This is a genomic window from Pantoea sp. X-Soil-ISGK-421 (assembly GCF_059730785.1).
This window is the reverse complement of record NZ_AP035979.1, coordinates 207139-221986: the sequence shown is the minus strand read 5'-3', so window position 1 is coordinate 221986 and position 14848 is coordinate 207139. Positions and strand designations below refer to the sequence as shown.

Here is a 14848-nt window from a genome sequence, read left to right as displayed (position 1 = left end):
GTCGTCATTCATGACGACCGGGATACTCGGCAGGTTACAACCAGTTTTTACGCTTGAAATAGAGGTACGGCGCCAGCCCGGCGAGGATCATCAGGCTAATCGCGCCCGGATAACCAAAGCTCCATTTGAGCTCTGGCATAAACTCGAAGTTCATACCGTAACTGGATGCCACCAGCGTTGGCGGCAGGAATACCACGGAAACCACCGAGAAGATCTTGATGATGCGGTTCTGCTCGATGTTGATGAAACCCATCGCCGCCTGCATCAGGAAGTTCACTTTCTGGAACAGCGATTCGTTATGCGGCAACAGCGATTCGATATCGCGCAGGATTTCACGCGCCTGCTCCAGCTGATTGCCCGGCAGACGCGCCTTGCGTACCAGGAAGTTGAGTGCGCGCTGGGTATCCATCAAACACAAACGCACTTTCCAGCCGATATCTTCCAGCTCGGCTAAGCGTGACAGTGCCTGGTCATACTCTTCGCCCTGCTGGCCTTCCATAATCACGCGGCTGAGTTTCTCCAGCGCGCTATAGATGTTCTCGATCTCATCCGCCAGCTGCTCGATTTTGGTCTCAAACAGATCCAGCAACAGCTCATAGGCGTTGCCATCGGTCAGTGTCTGATTACGCGCACGCATGCGATACAGGCGGAACGCCGGCAGTTCGCGTTCGCGCAGCGTATACAGACGATCTTCACGAATGGTAAAGGCCACGGTGGAGTTGCCCGCATGGTCTTCAGCATCTTCAAAGAAGAAGAAGGAGTGAATGTGCAGACCGTCTTCGTCTTCGAAGAAACGCGCCGAGGCTTCGATGTCTTCCAGTTCCGGACGCGTTGCCAGGCTCTGGCCGAGCTCACACTGCACGCGATCGCGTTCGCTGTCGTCGGGTTCGATCAGATCGACCCACACCGAAGTGTTGAGTTTGTCGTTGTCTTCTTCCAGCTCGATGCGCGTCAGGCGATTACGATCGAGTTTAAATGCGCTCAGCATAGCAATAACTCCCCATTGCAGACGTAATGGGACATAGCAGTGACCACTTTAGATTACGGGCACGGCGAAGCCTGAACACGGAAACTTTCGCTTCAAGGGTAAATCAGTGCTAACTCATGCGACGAGAGTAAAAAAGGGAGGTCGCTGATAACCGCTAAGGCTACCAGCTCAAAGAGGTAACCTTAGGAGTTCCTGTTAAACAGGTGATTGAGCCAGCATCGACTGGGCGCGTCCAAGGCATTGTCCTCTCATGATAATAGTGCGCGCATGTTACGCTGAGACGAAAAAGTCGTCAAGGTAGCGCAACCGCGCTACACCGTTTCCAGACGGGCGTAAGCCGCCACCAACCACTTGATTCCCTGGCCCTGAAACGCCACTTGTAAACGACTGTGTTCGCCGCTGCCTTCGAGGTTGATGATGGTGCCTTCGCCGAACTTAGCATGACGCACGCGCTGGCCGAGTGAGAAGCCGCTGTCGTTATGCGCGATCGGCGTGCCCATGCGTTGATGACTCACCGGACGACTGACGCTGGCGCGCAAACGCACCTCTTCCACGCACTCTTCCGGTAGCTCGCCGATGAAGCGCGATGGGCGGTGATAGACTTCCTTACCATAAAGACGGCGGGTTTCGGCGTAGGTCAGCGTGAGTTTCACCATCGCGCGCGTCACACCGACGTAAGCCAGACGGCGTTCTTCTTCCAGTCGACCGCCTTCATCCAGCGACATCTGGCTCGGGAACATCCCCTCTTCCATGCCGACGATAAACACCTGGCTGAACTCAAGCCCTTTCGCCGAGTGCATGGTCATCAACTGCACTGCATCCTGCCATTTGTCGGCCTGGCCTTCGCCCGCTTCCAGCGCCGCATGCGATAAGAACGCCTGCAACGGCATCAAATCTTCGTCTTCATCCTGATAACTGAACTGGCGCGTGGCCGTCACCAATTCCTCAAGGTTTTCAATTCGCGCCTGACCTTTTTCGCCCTTCTCCTGTTCGTACATGATCCACAAACCGGAGTCTTTGATTACCCGATCGGTCTGGACATGCAGCGGCATTTCGGCGGTTTCCGTGGCCAGTGAATCCACCAGTTCGCAGAAGCGTTGCAATGCCGACGCGGCGCGTCCCGCTAAGGCTTTATTCTGTAACAGCTCGCGCGTTGCCTGCCACATCGTTAGCTGCTGCTCGCGCGCGGTTTGACGTACTACGTCAAGGGTGCGATCGCCTACGCCGCGCACCGGCGTGTTGACCACACGTTCAAAGGCCGCATCGTCATTGCGATTGGCCATCAAACGCAGATAGGCCAGCGCATCTTTAATTTCCTGACGTTCGAAGAAGCGCATACCGCCATAAATGCGATACGGCATGCTGCCTTGCAGCAGCGCCTCTTCCAGCACACGCGATTGGGCGTTGCTGCGGTAGAGAATGGCGCAATCCTGCAGCGCATTGCCGTTCTCATGCCAGCTTTTGATACGGTTCACCACAAAGCGCGCTTCGTCCAGCTCGTTGAACGCGCAGTAGAGTGAGATCTTTTCGCCGTCGCTGCCGTCGGTCCATAATTCTTTGCCGAGGCGGCCATTGTTATTGGCGATCAGTGTATTAGCGGCTTTCAGAATATTGTTGGTCGAGCGATAGTTCTGCTCCAGACGGATGGTTTCTGCACCGGGAAAATCCTGCAGGAAGCGCTGGATGTTTTCTACCTGCGCACCGCGCCAGCCGTAAATCGACTGGTCGTCATCGCCGACGATGATCACGCGGCCCGTATCGCCCGCCAGCATGCGAATCCACGCGTACTGAATGTTGTTAGTATCCTGGAATTCATCGACCAGCACGTTGCTAAAACGCTCGCGGTAATGGTTCAGGATGTGCGGCTTGTTGAGCCACAGTTCATGGGCGCGCAGCAGCAGCTCGGCAAAATCTACCAAGCCAGCGCGATCGCAGGCTTCCTGATACGCCTGATAGATGCGTAGCCAGGTTTGCTCCACCGGATTGCCGTAGCTTTCGATGTGTTTTGGACGCAGGCCTTCATCTTTTTTGCCGTTGATGTACCACATGCCCTGACGTGCAGGCCACTGCTTCTCATCAAGGTTCATGGCTTTGATCAGGCGCTTCAGCAGACGCAGCTGATCGTCGCTGTCGAGAATCTGGAAATCCTGCGGCAAGCCGGCATCGAGATGATGCGCACGCAATAAACGGTGTGCCAGGCCGTGGAAGGTACCAATCCACATACCGCCCTGGCTGGTGCCGATCAGCTGGTCGATACGGTGACGCATCTCCGCCGCCGCTTTGTTGGTAAAGGTCACCGCCATAATCGAATACGGCGAGCAGTTCTCGACCGACAGCAGCCAGGCGATGCGATGCACCAGCACACGGGTTTTGCCACTGCCTGCTCCGGCCAGCACCAGCAGATTGCTACGCGGTGCGGCGACCGCCTCGCGCTGTTTGTCATTCAAGCCGTCAAGCAGTTCAGAAACGTCCATAAGCACCGTTCTCGAGAGGAATTTGACGGTATCCAAAATCATTCGATTTGCAGCAAAGCGGCCAGTGCGAGGATCCCCGGGCGCTTACATGAGTAAGTGGCCGGGGTGAACGCGCGCAGCCAACGCTACGGCAAATCGAAGAGCGAGGGATACCGCTGTATATATTTACATGTGTGGATTATAGCAGCGAGGTTAAAGATGCCAACCGATCAATTTCCACGTGCGGCAGCACACGCGCATCATCAATCTTCATCAGATTGCCTGCGCGCAGGTTGATCCAGCAGGCTTGCATGCCCGCGCGCAGCGAACCGGCGACATCGGTGGTGAGATCGTCTCCAACATGCAGAATGTTTTGCGGCGCGATGTTTAACCGCTCTGCGGCCAGATGATACATATCCTGCCACGGCTTAGCGCGACCGTGCGGACCAGCACGCAATGCAAACTGGAAGTAGTGGTTGATACCGAGTTTTTCCGGGCAGGCATTGCCGTTGGTGATCGCCACCAGCGGCACGCGCTCGCCCAGCCACGTCAGTGTTTGATGCGTCTCTTCCGGCATCGTCACTTCGCTGCGCCACTGATGGAACACGCTCATTACGTCGCTGGCACCGGCAGTCGCTTCCGCTGCCGATAAGCCAACATTGAGCAGTGCCAGCTCCACCGAACGGCGGCGCCATTCAGACACGTCGTGATAAATTTCCGGCTCGCGCGCCAGCAATTCATTACGCAGCGCCTGATAATCCGCTGGGGTAAACTCACGCAGCGCCGGATGATACGCCTGCAATGCAGCATGCGATTCGGCGGTGGTTTTACGGATCACGGGATGGTTGTCATACAGCGTGTCGTCGAGATCAAAGGTGATCGCTTTGATCGGGCCGAGTGGACGATAAAACTTCATTAAGACTTTCCTCGTTTGGCACGCGGATGGGCCGCATCATAAACCGTAGCCAGATGCTGGAAATCCAGATGGGTGTAAATTTGCGTGGTCGCCAGATTGGCGTGACCGAGCAGTTCCTGCACCGCGCGCAGATCGCCGCTCGATTCCAGCAAATGCGTGGCAAATGAGTGGCGCAATTTATGCGGATGAATATGGCTGGCAACGCCTTGCTTAATGCCCCATTCGGCAAAACGCTTCTGCACATTGCGCGTTGAAATACGGCTGCCGCGGCTGGAGACAAACACCGCATCATCCTGCGGCGCAAAGCTATCGCGCAACGGTAACCAATGCTGGATCCACGTCACCGCGGTGCCACCAATCGGCACGCGGCGCTCTTTGCTGCCTTTACCCAGCACCCGTACTTCGCCAGCGTCTAAGTCCATGTGACGACAATCCATATTCACCAGCTCGGACAGACGCAATCCGCCGCCGTACATGGTTTCCAGCATGGCGCGATCGCGCACCGCCAGCGGATCGTTGAGGTCGATCTCCAGCAATTGGTTAACTTCATCGACATCCATGTTTTTCGGCAGATGGCGCGCGTTACGCGGCGTGGAAATCCCTTTGGCGGGATTGGCGCTCAACATGCCTTGATGGACTTGCCAGTCGAGAAAACTACGCAGCGCCGACATACGCAGCGCCAGGCTGCTGGCGCCCAAGCCGCCACGGCGACTGCGTGCCGCCAGGCTGCGCACCTGCGCGGGTTCAAGTTGCGCCCAGCTCGTCAGCTTCATCTCATCAGCCATTGCCATAATCGCCTGCAATTGCCGTTGGTAATTCTTTTGCGTCAGCGGACTGAGCTGGCGTTCAACCTTCAGATAACGCAGAAAGTCATCCACGGCCGGCAGCAGCGGACTGGCGTTACTCATGCGCGTTCAATCCAGCGTGACAGCAAATCCGGCAGCATTTGTGCCAGATGCTGCAGCAGCAGCGTGCCCATGCCCGCCTGATAATGCTGATTATCGCGACTGGTAAACATCAATACGCCCAATTCACCGCGCTCACCCATCAGCGACATCGCTACCGAGCCAATCGCTTTGGCCTGCGGCAACAGCAGCAGCAATTCCGGGCCGTTCAGGCTACCAAGATAGTGATGTTCATTACCGAAGCGCTGAATACGCAGCGGTTCAAATGCCTGACGTGACAAACCGAGTTGGGTAAAATCCGATGGCGCGCCAATGTGCCATTTATCATTGAATACCCGCACATGCGCACCCGCCAGACCCAGTTCGCGCGCCCAGCGATGCAGACGCGTAAGCATCTCTTGCAAGCTGTCTGCGGCGGCGAGGTAGCCCTGCAGCGCCAGCAGGCGATCAAACAGCTGATGGTTAGCCGTGGCTTGCTCCATCAACAGCGTGATCTCCTCTTCCAACTGCTGAATGTGGTTGCGCTGACGCGCCATATGCCACTCCACCAGCGAAACGCTGCCGCGCACCGGATGCGGCACCATCATCTGCTCAACCTGGCGCGCATTGCGAATAAAGAAATCGGGGTGTTGACGCAGAAATGCGCTTACCGATTGATCGTCCAGCAAAACCTCATTTTCGGTTTGCTCTTCGACATTTTTCATAGATGAATAAACCCATCGTAGACGTGTGTGGCAGGACCGGTCATATACAGCGGTTGCCCTTCCCCTTTCCAGGCAATATGCAGCGTGCCGCCTGGCAAATCGACGCGGACATTCTCCGCCAAAATACCTTGCTGAACGCCACACGCCACCGCCGCGCATGCGCCGCTGCCGCAGGCTTGGGTTTCGCCTGCACCGCGTTCGTACACCCGCAGACGGATATGTTCACGATTGACTACTTCCATAAAGCCAACATTGACGCGCTCCGGGAAACGTTCGTGGCTTTCCAGCTCCGGACCGAGCGTTTCCACCGGCGCGGTTTTCACGCTTTCCACCTGAATCACGCAGTGCGGATTGCCCATCGATACCGCACCAAACATCACGGTTTGCTCGGCAACACGCTGCAAATAAAGGTTCTCTGCTTTATTCGCACGTAGCGGCACACTTTGCGGTTCGAAGTTGGGCAGGCCCATATTGACGCGCACCAGCTCGTCATTGGTGACGCTGAGCACCATGCGGCCGGTCTGGGTACTGACGCGGATGTCGTTTTTGTTGGTTAACCCTTTCAGACGCACAAAGCGGGCGAAGCAGCGTGCGCCATTACCGCACTGCGCGACTTCGCTGCCATCGGCATTGAAAATGCGATAATGAAAATCGAGATCCGGATCGTAGGGCGGTTCGACGATCAGGAGCTGATCAAAACCGATCCCCAGATTTCTGTCCGCCAGGCGGCGAATCAGTTCCGGCGAAAAAAAGACGTTTTGCGTCACAGCATCCACGACCATAAAGTCGTTGCCGAGACCGTGCATTTTTGAGAACTGCATTTTCTGCTCCGCCGGATTACTCATAGAGTTTAGTTTGCCTGCGAACCAGGCTTGCTGGTGACCAAACCACCGACATCAGCATCCTGAGCGGCTTTTTGCTGCTGCTCGGTGACCTGCTGTTTCGGCTTATTTGGCTGATCTTTCGGCGGGAAATATAGCGGTCCTTTCAGGCCACAGCCTACCAGGCTGACCAGTGCCAGCGCTACACCCAGCTGACTTATCACTCGTATCATTCTTCTGCTCTTCTGTCCTTAAGCCATGGTTGCTTATCATCGCAGTTGACGTTGTAAAAGCAACAGGAAATAGCCGCATTTCCTGCGGCAGGTCAGAGTAACAGCGCATCCCGCCGCGCGAACGCGAGCGGGATCAATACATTTGGTAGCGCGGCTGGAAGTCGCCGTTGTCGTTGTCAGGCTGCGTGGCGCAGAGCTGCGTCAGCGTTTGGCTGCGGAAAGGAATCACCTGGAAACGTTCGCCAGTATTCACAATCTGGTAGAACTGCGGCAGGTTGAAATTGATAAAGCTGGAGCCGTAAGTAAAACGGTCATGTGACGACGAATAGAATCGACTCACGTCGCGCACCAACTCTTCCTTGCTGCCTTCGCAATGATGGTAAACCTCAACACGATTGGTTTCGTCGAGGATGTAAATGTTGAAACCGCGATCGTCATTGGTGTCTTCGAAGAAGAACTGAATAATGCCTTCGCTGGCGTAACCGTTCACCACCGGCGGCAGCGGCGTCTGGTTCGATTCCACTTTGATCGACAAGCCGTGCAGCTTGTTATTAGAAATCGCGCCATAGAATTCAACGGCGTTTTCCAGCTTCTGCACTGACACGCTCATGCGCTCGAAGAATAAGCCCCACGTTTGGCCCGCCATTCGCAACGCTTTAAAGCGACCAGGTTCCTGACGCGTGCTCGACAAGCGCAGCTCAATGCATTCAGAAACCAACTGTTGCACGCGGGTACGAATCAAGCCACGCAGATGCTGGCTGTAGCAGAATACTTCTACCGTGTCTGGCGGTGCCGCATCCTGATGCATTTTGCCGAGAATGGTCTTCAGCGCTTCAATCATCGCCTGCTCGCCGTTGAAGTGCAGCGTACGCACTTCGTTCCATGAGTTGCGATACAGCAGATCGATGCTGCCAATCAGGCATTGCTGTTGCTGACCGAAGCTGAACACATCCAGCTTACGGAAATCAAAATGCACCACCTGATTGCGGAACGCCGAAGTGGGATCGTGCTCGAGGTTAACGATAATGGCTAAGTGACGAATTTCGCACGGGCTGTAGAGCGCTTTCGGCGTCGGAGCCGGCACGCGCAGCGGGAAGTGGCTCGACACATCATTAACCAGTTCCTGCAGCCGCGGCAGATCGCACAGATCGTTGCCTTTCATATGCAGACGCGTTTTGCTAGTCAGCAAACCGTTAAACCACGCCCATGCCACCAATTTGTTCAGATAGCGGTTATATTCCAGCGGCTGATGGCTGATGATCGAACTCATGTCCGGCGATTGGTTATACAGATACCAACCGGCGCGATTAGCGCGGCCCGCCGGAACGTGAATAAAGGTGAGATTCTCTTCTGACAGATCGGGTGAAATCTGCGGGTTCACTAAGGTGACTTTACCCGGCAGCGCCTCAAAAGCGGCATACAGTTTACGCGTCAGCACGCCGATATCCTGCGGGCTGGCACTGACGCTTAAATTGTTACGACGTGCAAAGCGAATCAGGTTGCGATAGCTCTGCATCATCGCATCCAGCAGCTCATTGTGCGCTTCACGTACCCGTTCGATTTTCCACTGCGCACGGTTATCCAATACCGCTAACTTCTCTTCATCCCAGCCCCACTCTTTCACCAGCTGCGAAAGAATCTCGCGACGCCAGCCCGTGCGCTGATGATGGTGATCTTCGCTGGAGAGCTTTTCACACACTTTTAAGTAGAAACATCGACGCACTAAATCGAGGCGCGCCATGTCATCCACGCTGGTGAGGTAGCGGGTCACGCGCTCCAGCATCATGCAGTAGGGATCGAGGCCGAAGCAGACAATTTCGCCATCGTGCAGGCGCTGTTTGATGTCCATCGACAGCAACTGAGTATTGGGATATTCCCAGCTATAGGCTTCCAGCAGCAGGGTTTTCAGCACCGCTTTGTACGGCGAATCGATGCTTTTATAGAGTTGCCACAAGCTGGCACCGAAGTACTCTTCCGCCGACAGCGTGCCAAGGCCGCCGAGATCCAGCCACTCATTTGGCGTCAGCACACCTTGTGAATAGAGCGACATGACGTAATCGTCGTAATGATGCTCTTCTTCGCCAGGCACCATGTTCCACAGGATGCGTTTACCCGCCATGCGCACGGCGGTACGGTAAAACTCATCCAGCAGCAAAATATGTTGGGTAGAACCGCAGTCCTCGCCGCCGAGGCTGCCGCTTTCGTTATGGCGGAAACGGTTCTCATCGATCAGGAAGAAGCTGACTTCCACACCCATCGACACACACCATTTTTGCAACAGCGTACACTTACGCTGCAGATTGAGGCGCTCTTCATTATCCAGCCAGGACTGATGGCACACCCAGATGTCGAGATCGGAGATGCTGTTTTGCCCAACGGACGACGTACTGCCCATTGAGTAAATACCGGTAATCGGACGTTCGCCGGCTGCGGCAGTGTTGAGTTCGAGTGATTGACCGCCCGCTAAGTTCTGCAACAGTTGAAATTGATTTTCATCGGGCGTGTAGAGGCAGACGCCGTGTGGAACGCTACCTTCGAGGTAGCCCGGCATCAGCGGATGATGGTAGTGCAATAATGTTGGCAGCAGACTGTAGACTTGCTGGAAAGCAGGTCCCATGGCAGCCAGTGCGCGATCAACGCGCAGCTGGTTAATAGCATCCAGTCTCTGTTTCAGTGTCTCAATGTAGAGGTACAAGACGTTTCGCCTGATTGTCCCAGTGTTAAGCACCCTGTTTCCGAATTCTGCCGCTTAATAATAAAGATATTGGGCAAATAATTGCTGGAAACGTGATCAATCTAACACCCGGAGGATTGACCGTAAAGAAAGTTGCGCTACTTAACAGTTTAGCATGTTCCGACCGTAGCCCTGCTTTTTTCAGACTTCGACTCTAAACTGCGACCCTCAAAATCCAGAAGCAGTCTGACATCGCGGCCTTTTCAATCCGTTGAAACTGACAGCATTCCCCTATCAATGATAGGATATTCGATGAACGATCAAAATGGTTAACAGCATGTTAAACAAAATTTTCAGAATTGCTACCAGACAAAGCCCCCTTGCTCTGTGGCAGGCACAATATGTCCAACAGCGTCTGATGGCGGCTCATCCGGGTCTGCAAGTTGAGCTGCTGCCGATGGTCACTAAAGGTGATGTCATCCTTGATACGCCACTGGCAAAGGTTGGCGGCAAAGGGCTGTTCGTTAAAGAGCTTGAACTGGCAATGCTGGAAGGCCGCGCCGATCTTGCCGTGCACTCAATGAAAGATGTGCCGATCGATTTTCCAGAAGGCCTTGGTCTGGTGACTATTTGCGAGCGTGAAGATCCGCGCGATGCTTTCGTCTCCAATCGTTACAACAGTGTTGATGAGCTGCCGCAAGGCGCGGTTGTCGGGACTTCCAGCCTGCGTCGCCAGTGTCAGCTCAGCGCCCGTCGTCCGGATTTAGTGATTCGCTCACTGCGCGGCAATGTCGGCACGCGTCTCGGTAAACTTGATGCGGGTGAATACGACGCCATCATTCTTGCCGCAGCGGGATTAAAGCGTTTAGGTCTGGAAGAGCGCATTCGTCAGGCAATGCCTGCGGAGATTTCCCTGCCAGCCGTGGGCCAGGGTGCTGTTGGCATTGAATGCCGTGTCGATGATGAACAATTAATTACGCTGCTACAGGCGTTGAATCACGACGATACCGCCGTGTGCGTGCGTGCAGAACGCGCAATGAACACGCGGCTGGAAGGCGGTTGCCAGGTGCCCATCGGCAGCTTCGCCGTGCTGGAAGACGATCAACTGTGGCTACGCGGTTTGGTCGGCTCACCGGACGGCAATCAAATGGTGGTGGGCGAGCGTCGTGGCCCCCGCGATCACGCCGAAAAAATGGGCATTTCGCTGGCTGAAGAGCTGCTTGATGGCGGCGCACGCGACATCCTGCGTGAAGTCTATCAAGGTCAACCGCCAGCATGACCATCCTCGTGACCCGTCCGGAACCGGCTGCCACAGACCTGGTCTCGCGTTTGCGAAACCTGGGCAAGCTGGCATGGAGCCTTCCACTGATAGAATTCACGCCGGGTCGCGATCTTGTTCATCTGCCAAACCAACTTGCCGCGCTACAACCGGGCGATCTGGTGTTTTTGCTGTCGCAGCAGGTCGTCACTTTCGCCCAACCCGCTTTACAACACAGCGCGACTGCGTGGCCTGAAGGCCTCAACTATTATGCTATTGGCCGCAGCACCGCTTTAGCCCTGCATACCGTCAGTAATCTAAAAGTAGACTATCCTCATGCGCGTGAGACCAGTGAAGAACTGGTGCGTCTGAATCGCCTGCAGCAAGTGAACGGCAAACGCGCGCTGATTCTGCGCGGCAGCCCGGGACGCGAATTACTGGCGGAAACGCTGATTGAACGCGGCGCGGAGGTACAGTATTGCGAATGTTATCAGCGCTGCGAAAAGTACTACAACGGCGCGACTGAAGGCCGCCGCTGGCGTGACCGGGGTATTACAACGCTGGTAGTTACCAGCGGTGAAATGTTACAACAACTCTTTTCTCTGTTTTCGCCGATTGATCGACGGGAATGGTTACTGCACTGTCGGCTTGTGGTCGTCAGTGAACGTTTGGCTACACAAGCCGCTGAACTAGGCTGGCAGGACATTGATGTAGCCGATGGTGCCGATAACGATGCGCTGCTGCGCGCGTTACGCTGAACTTAACAATGGGATGAGCCATAATGACGGAACAAAAAGCCTCCTCCGCCATGGTTGAAGAAACCACCCCAGCGGACAATTCTCCCTCTCCAGCCACTAAGCCACCTCGCGATAAAAAGAGCGATGGCAAAGTGTTGAGTGCAGTGGCGATTGTAATTGCGCTGGCGATTGGGGCGGGACTTTACCTTAATGGGAAACACCAGGCCGATTTACAGGCTCAAACAAACCAGAATCTAAGTGAGCAGCTGAGCGCCTTGCAGCAGCAACTGGGTAGCGATAAACAGCAACTGACGCAGCAATTGGATAGCGCCAACAGCGCTTTGCAGGAAACCCGTACGCAGCAGGATAACAGCGCCAAAGAGCTGGAAACCTTGCGTGATAAAGTCGCGACCATTTCCGGTAACGATACGCGTACCTGGCTGCTGGCTCAGGCGGATTACCTCGTCAAACTGGCGGGCCGTAAACTGTGGAGCGATCAGGATGTCACCACTGCGGCAGCGTTACTGAAAAGTGCCGATACCAGCCTGGCAGACATGAACGATCCGAGCGTGATGAACGTGCGTCGCGCATTGACGCAGGATATCAGTTCGCTCTCCGCCGTCAGCCAGATTGATTATGACGGCACCATCCTCAAGCTGAATCAATTATCAAACGGCGTTGATAATCTGCGCCTGGCCGATAACGACAGCGATGATTCACCCATGGACGCCGATGGCGGTGAGCTCTCCAGTTCACTGCACGAGTGGCGCCAAAACCTTGTGAAAAGCTGGCACAACTTTATGGATGATTTCATCACCATCCGCCGTCGCGATAACACCGCACAGCCGCTGCTGGCGCCGAATCAAGACGTTTACCTGCGTGAAAACATTCGTTCGCGCCTGCTGATTGCGGCTCAAGCCGTACCACGTCATCAGGATGAGATTTACAAACAGTCTATCGATGCGGTATCAACCTGGGTGCGCGCCTGGTACGACACTAACGATGCCGCGACTAAAGCCTTCCTGACTCAGTTGGATGAGCTGAGCCAGCAAAGCATATCGATGGATGTACCCGATACGCTGGAAAGCCAGCCGCTGCTGGAAAAACTGATGCAAACCCGCGTGCGTAATTTGCTGGCCCAGCCATCGGTTGCTGCTGATCAACAGGGAGGCTAACCATGCTGAAAGTATTGGTGCTTTTCCTGCTGCTGATTGCGGGCATTGTGGTTGGACCGATGGTGGCAGGTCATCAAGGTTATGTGCTGATCCAAACCGACAACTGGAACATTGAAACCAGCGTTACTGGCCTGGCGATCATTTTGATTCTTAGTTTGCTGGTGATTCTGTTGGTGGAATGGATTCTGCGTCGCTTATTCCGCACCGGCGCACGCACGCGCGGTTGGTTCACGGGCCGCAAGCGTCGTAGCGCGCAGCGCCATACGCAAAGCGCGCTGATGAAGCTGGCGGAAGGCGATTTCAAACAGGCAGAAAAACTGCTGTCGAAAAATGCCGATCACGCCGATCAGCCGGTGGCAAACTACTTGCTGGCTGCCGAAGCGGCGCAACAACGCGGTGACGAAATCCGTGCTAATCAGCATCTGGAGCGTGCTGCTGAGCTGTCGGTTAACGACACCATTCCGGTTGAAATCACTCGTGTACGTCTGCAACTGGCACGTAACGAAGATCATGCTGCACGTCACGGCGTTGATCGCCTGCTGGAAGTCGCGCCGCGCCATCCGGAAGTGTTGCGTCTGGCAGAACAAGCCTACATTCGTACTGGCGCGTGGGGCGCACTGCTCGATATCTTGCCTTCAATGCAAAAAGTGCAAATTAACGATGAAGTACAACGCGAAGCCCTGCAACAGCAAGCCTGGCTGGGCCTGATGAATCAGGCTATGGCTGACCAGGGCAGCGACGGTTTAAAAAAATGGTGGCAGAGTCAGAGCCGCAAAACGCGTCAGGAAACCGCGCTGCAAGTGGCGATGGCGGAACATCTGATTGAGTGTGACGACCCGGATACAGCGCAGAGTATCGTGTTGGACGGGCTGAAACGTCAGTATGACGATCGTCTGGTGCTATTGATGCCGCGTATTAAGAGTGGCGATCCGCAATCTCTGGAGAAAGCGCTGCGTCAGCAAATTAAACAGCACGGCGCCACGCCGCTGTTGCATAGCACGCTTGGACAGATGCTGATGCGTCATGGTGAATGGCAGCAGGCAGCAGAAGCGTTCCAGCAAGCGCTGGCTCAGCGCCCTGATGCGTTTGATTATGCCTGGCTGGCCGATGTCTACGACCGCCTGCATCGCCCGGAAGACGCCGCCAAAATGCGTCGCGAAGGCCTGTTACTTACGCTGAAGACTAATCCCAGCGCCTGATTTTACGATTGTTACTTTTGTGCACGCCGGGCTCGTCCCGGCTTTTTTTTGCCTGTCATAACCTGCAGACAAAAAAACACCTGCCATAAGCAGGTGTAAGATCAGGTCGTTAAGACAACTGATGGCATCCGACTCAACGTAATGTCCTTCTTACTGCAGTAAAGCGTGCGCAAATACTGCCAGCTGGACAACGGATGCCGTAAGGGGCTCTGCATCATTCCCAGGTTTATGTAGCATCAGCAAACATAAGAGGTGGAATGAGCATCTACAGATAGATTATTGCACAAGCCGTGCCAAAACTGCAGATCGCGCAATAATTTATTTTATATCAACAAGATATAATATCCCCCGCGATCCGAGTGTTAGCCACTGTCGGTAAATCGCGACGAATGCCTGAGAAGCTGTCTCCACAGAGCGACAAGCTATGCAAGGAATTTTCATTCCTATATTAATCAGTGAGTTATATGTATCTGAATAGCGACAACCTGCAGAATTAAGCGCAAAGGAGATATGAGGGAGAACTAACAATGCGAAGGTGGGGTACAAACGAAAAAAGCCTGCTTTTTCAAGCAGGCTTTTCGAATATGGTCGGCGAGAGAGGATTCGAACCTCCGACCCACTGGTCCCAAACCAGTTGCGCTACCAAGCTGCGCTACTCGCCGATTTTTTACTTCTTAACGCTACTGCGTAATTTTGCCTGGTGCGAAGGGAGGGACTTGAACCCTCACGTCCGTAAGAACACTAACACCTGAAGCTAGCGCGTCTACCAATTCCGCCACCATCGC

General features: G+C 54.7%; 12 protein-coding genes and 2 tRNA genes. 4 read left to right on the top strand and 10 right to left on the bottom strand.

Annotated elements, in window-relative coordinates; all coding sequences use genetic code 11:
• Window positions 1-34: 34 nt before the first annotated feature.
• The 8 genes from corA to AC6I8K_RS00965 all read right to left on the bottom strand — a co-directional run bounded on the left by corA (window position 35) and on the right by AC6I8K_RS00965 (window position 9715).
• On the bottom strand, window positions 35-988 hold the full coding sequence (corA, locus tag AC6I8K_RS01000; protein ID WP_483816585.1) for a magnesium/cobalt transporter CorA: 954 nt from the start codon (window positions 986-988) through the stop codon (window positions 35-37).
• A 311-nt stretch (window positions 989-1299) separates the two neighbouring features.
• Complete coding sequence (uvrD, locus tag AC6I8K_RS00995) at window positions 1300-3462, bottom strand: DNA helicase II (RefSeq protein WP_483816584.1); 2163 nt, start codon at window positions 3460-3462, stop codon at window positions 1300-1302.
• 178 nt (window positions 3463-3640) lie between these two features.
• Entirely contained in the window at window positions 3641-4357 is a 717-nt protein-coding gene (gene yigB / locus AC6I8K_RS00990; protein ID WP_497826100.1) for a 5-amino-6-(5-phospho-D-ribitylamino)uracil phosphatase YigB, read from the bottom strand.
• Window positions 4357-5265, bottom strand: a complete 909-nt coding sequence (xerC, locus tag AC6I8K_RS00985; protein ID WP_483816582.1) for a tyrosine recombinase XerC — start codon at window positions 5263-5265, stop codon at window positions 4357-4359. The genes yigB and xerC overlap by 1 nt, the downstream gene beginning before the upstream one ends.
• Entirely contained in the window at window positions 5262-5966 is a 705-nt protein-coding gene (locus tag AC6I8K_RS00980; protein ID WP_064738160.1) for a DUF484 domain-containing protein, read from the bottom strand. Before AC6I8K_RS00980 ends, xerC begins: the two co-directional genes overlap by 4 nt.
• Complete coding sequence (gene dapF, locus AC6I8K_RS00975; RefSeq protein WP_483816581.1) at window positions 5963-6787, bottom strand: diaminopimelate epimerase; 825 nt, start codon at window positions 6785-6787, stop codon at window positions 5963-5965. The genes AC6I8K_RS00980 and dapF overlap by 4 nt, the downstream gene beginning before the upstream one ends.
• A 29-nt stretch (window positions 6788-6816) precedes the next feature.
• Complete coding sequence (gene lptM, locus AC6I8K_RS00970) at window positions 6817-7020, bottom strand: LPS translocon maturation chaperone LptM (RefSeq protein WP_497826099.1); 204 nt, start codon at window positions 7018-7020, stop codon at window positions 6817-6819.
• Between the two features lie 133 nt (window positions 7021-7153).
• The gene (locus tag AC6I8K_RS00965) at window positions 7154-9715 is read right to left on the bottom strand and encodes a class I adenylate cyclase (RefSeq protein ID WP_497826098.1); all 2562 of its coding nucleotides are present in this window, start codon (window positions 9713-9715) and stop codon (window positions 7154-7156) included.
• A gap of 316 nt (window positions 9716-10031) precedes the next feature.
• Between AC6I8K_RS00965 and hemC the strand changes: the two genes are divergently transcribed.
• Genes hemC through hemY form a run of 4 tightly spaced genes read left to right on the top strand, consistent with a single transcriptional unit; the run spans window position 10032 to window position 14063 of the window.
• Entirely contained in the window at window positions 10032-10973 is a 942-nt protein-coding gene (gene hemC / locus AC6I8K_RS00960) for a hydroxymethylbilane synthase (protein WP_064738331.1), read from the top strand.
• Window positions 10970-11710 carry a uroporphyrinogen-III synthase gene (gene hemD, locus AC6I8K_RS00955; RefSeq protein ID WP_483816580.1) on the top strand — a complete coding sequence of 247 codons (741 nt, stop codon included), beginning with the start codon at window positions 10970-10972 and terminating at the stop codon, window positions 11708-11710. Before hemC ends, hemD begins: the two co-directional genes overlap by 4 nt.
• Window positions 11711-11733: 23 nt before the next feature.
• Complete coding sequence (gene hemX, locus AC6I8K_RS00950; protein ID WP_064738164.1) at window positions 11734-12864, top strand: uroporphyrinogen-III C-methyltransferase; 1131 nt, start codon at window positions 11734-11736, stop codon at window positions 12862-12864.
• Between the two features lie 2 nt (window positions 12865-12866).
• Window positions 12867-14063, top strand: coding sequence for a protoheme IX biogenesis protein HemY (gene hemY, locus AC6I8K_RS00945; protein WP_483816578.1), 1197 nt, complete (start codon window positions 12867-12869; stop codon window positions 14061-14063).
• 585 nt (window positions 14064-14648) lie between these two features.
• On the opposite strand, the gene AC6I8K_RS00940 is transcribed toward hemY, so the two are convergent.
• A tRNA-Pro gene (locus AC6I8K_RS00940) sits at window positions 14649-14725 on the bottom strand.
• A 36-nt stretch (window positions 14726-14761) separates the two neighbouring features.
• Window positions 14762-14848: transfer RNA gene (locus AC6I8K_RS00935), tRNA-Leu, on the bottom strand.

Coding starts and splice junctions, on each gene's coding strand:
- corA (WP_483816585.1), bottom strand. CDS start 988: ATGCTGAGCGCATTTAAACTCGATCGTAATCGCCTGACGCGCATCGAG.
- uvrD (WP_483816584.1), bottom strand. CDS start 3,462: ATGGACGTTTCTGAACTGCTTGACGGCTTGAATGACAAACAGCGCGAG.
- yigB (WP_497826100.1), bottom strand. CDS start 4,357: ATGAAGTTTTATCGTCCACTCGGCCCGATCAAAGCGATCACCTTTGAT.
- xerC (WP_483816582.1), bottom strand. CDS start 5,265: ATGAGTAACGCCAGTCCGCTGCTGCCGGCCGTGGATGACTTTCTGCGT.
- AC6I8K_RS00980 (WP_064738160.1), bottom strand. CDS start 5,966: ATGAAAAATGTCGAAGAGCAAACCGAAAATGAGGTTTTGCTGGACGAT.
- dapF (WP_483816581.1), bottom strand. CDS start 6,787: ATGCAGTTCTCAAAAATGCACGGTCTCGGCAACGACTTTATGGTCGTG.
- lptM (WP_497826099.1), bottom strand. CDS start 7,020: ATGATACGAGTGATAAGTCAGCTGGGTGTAGCGCTGGCACTGGTCAGC.
- hemC (WP_064738331.1), top strand. CDS start 10,032: ATGTTAAACAAAATTTTCAGAATTGCTACCAGACAAAGCCCCCTTGCT.
- hemD (WP_483816580.1), top strand. CDS start 10,970: ATGACCATCCTCGTGACCCGTCCGGAACCGGCTGCCACAGACCTGGTC.
- hemX (WP_064738164.1), top strand. CDS start 11,734: ATGACGGAACAAAAAGCCTCCTCCGCCATGGTTGAAGAAACCACCCCA.
- hemY (WP_483816578.1), top strand. CDS start 12,867: ATGCTGAAAGTATTGGTGCTTTTCCTGCTGCTGATTGCGGGCATTGTG.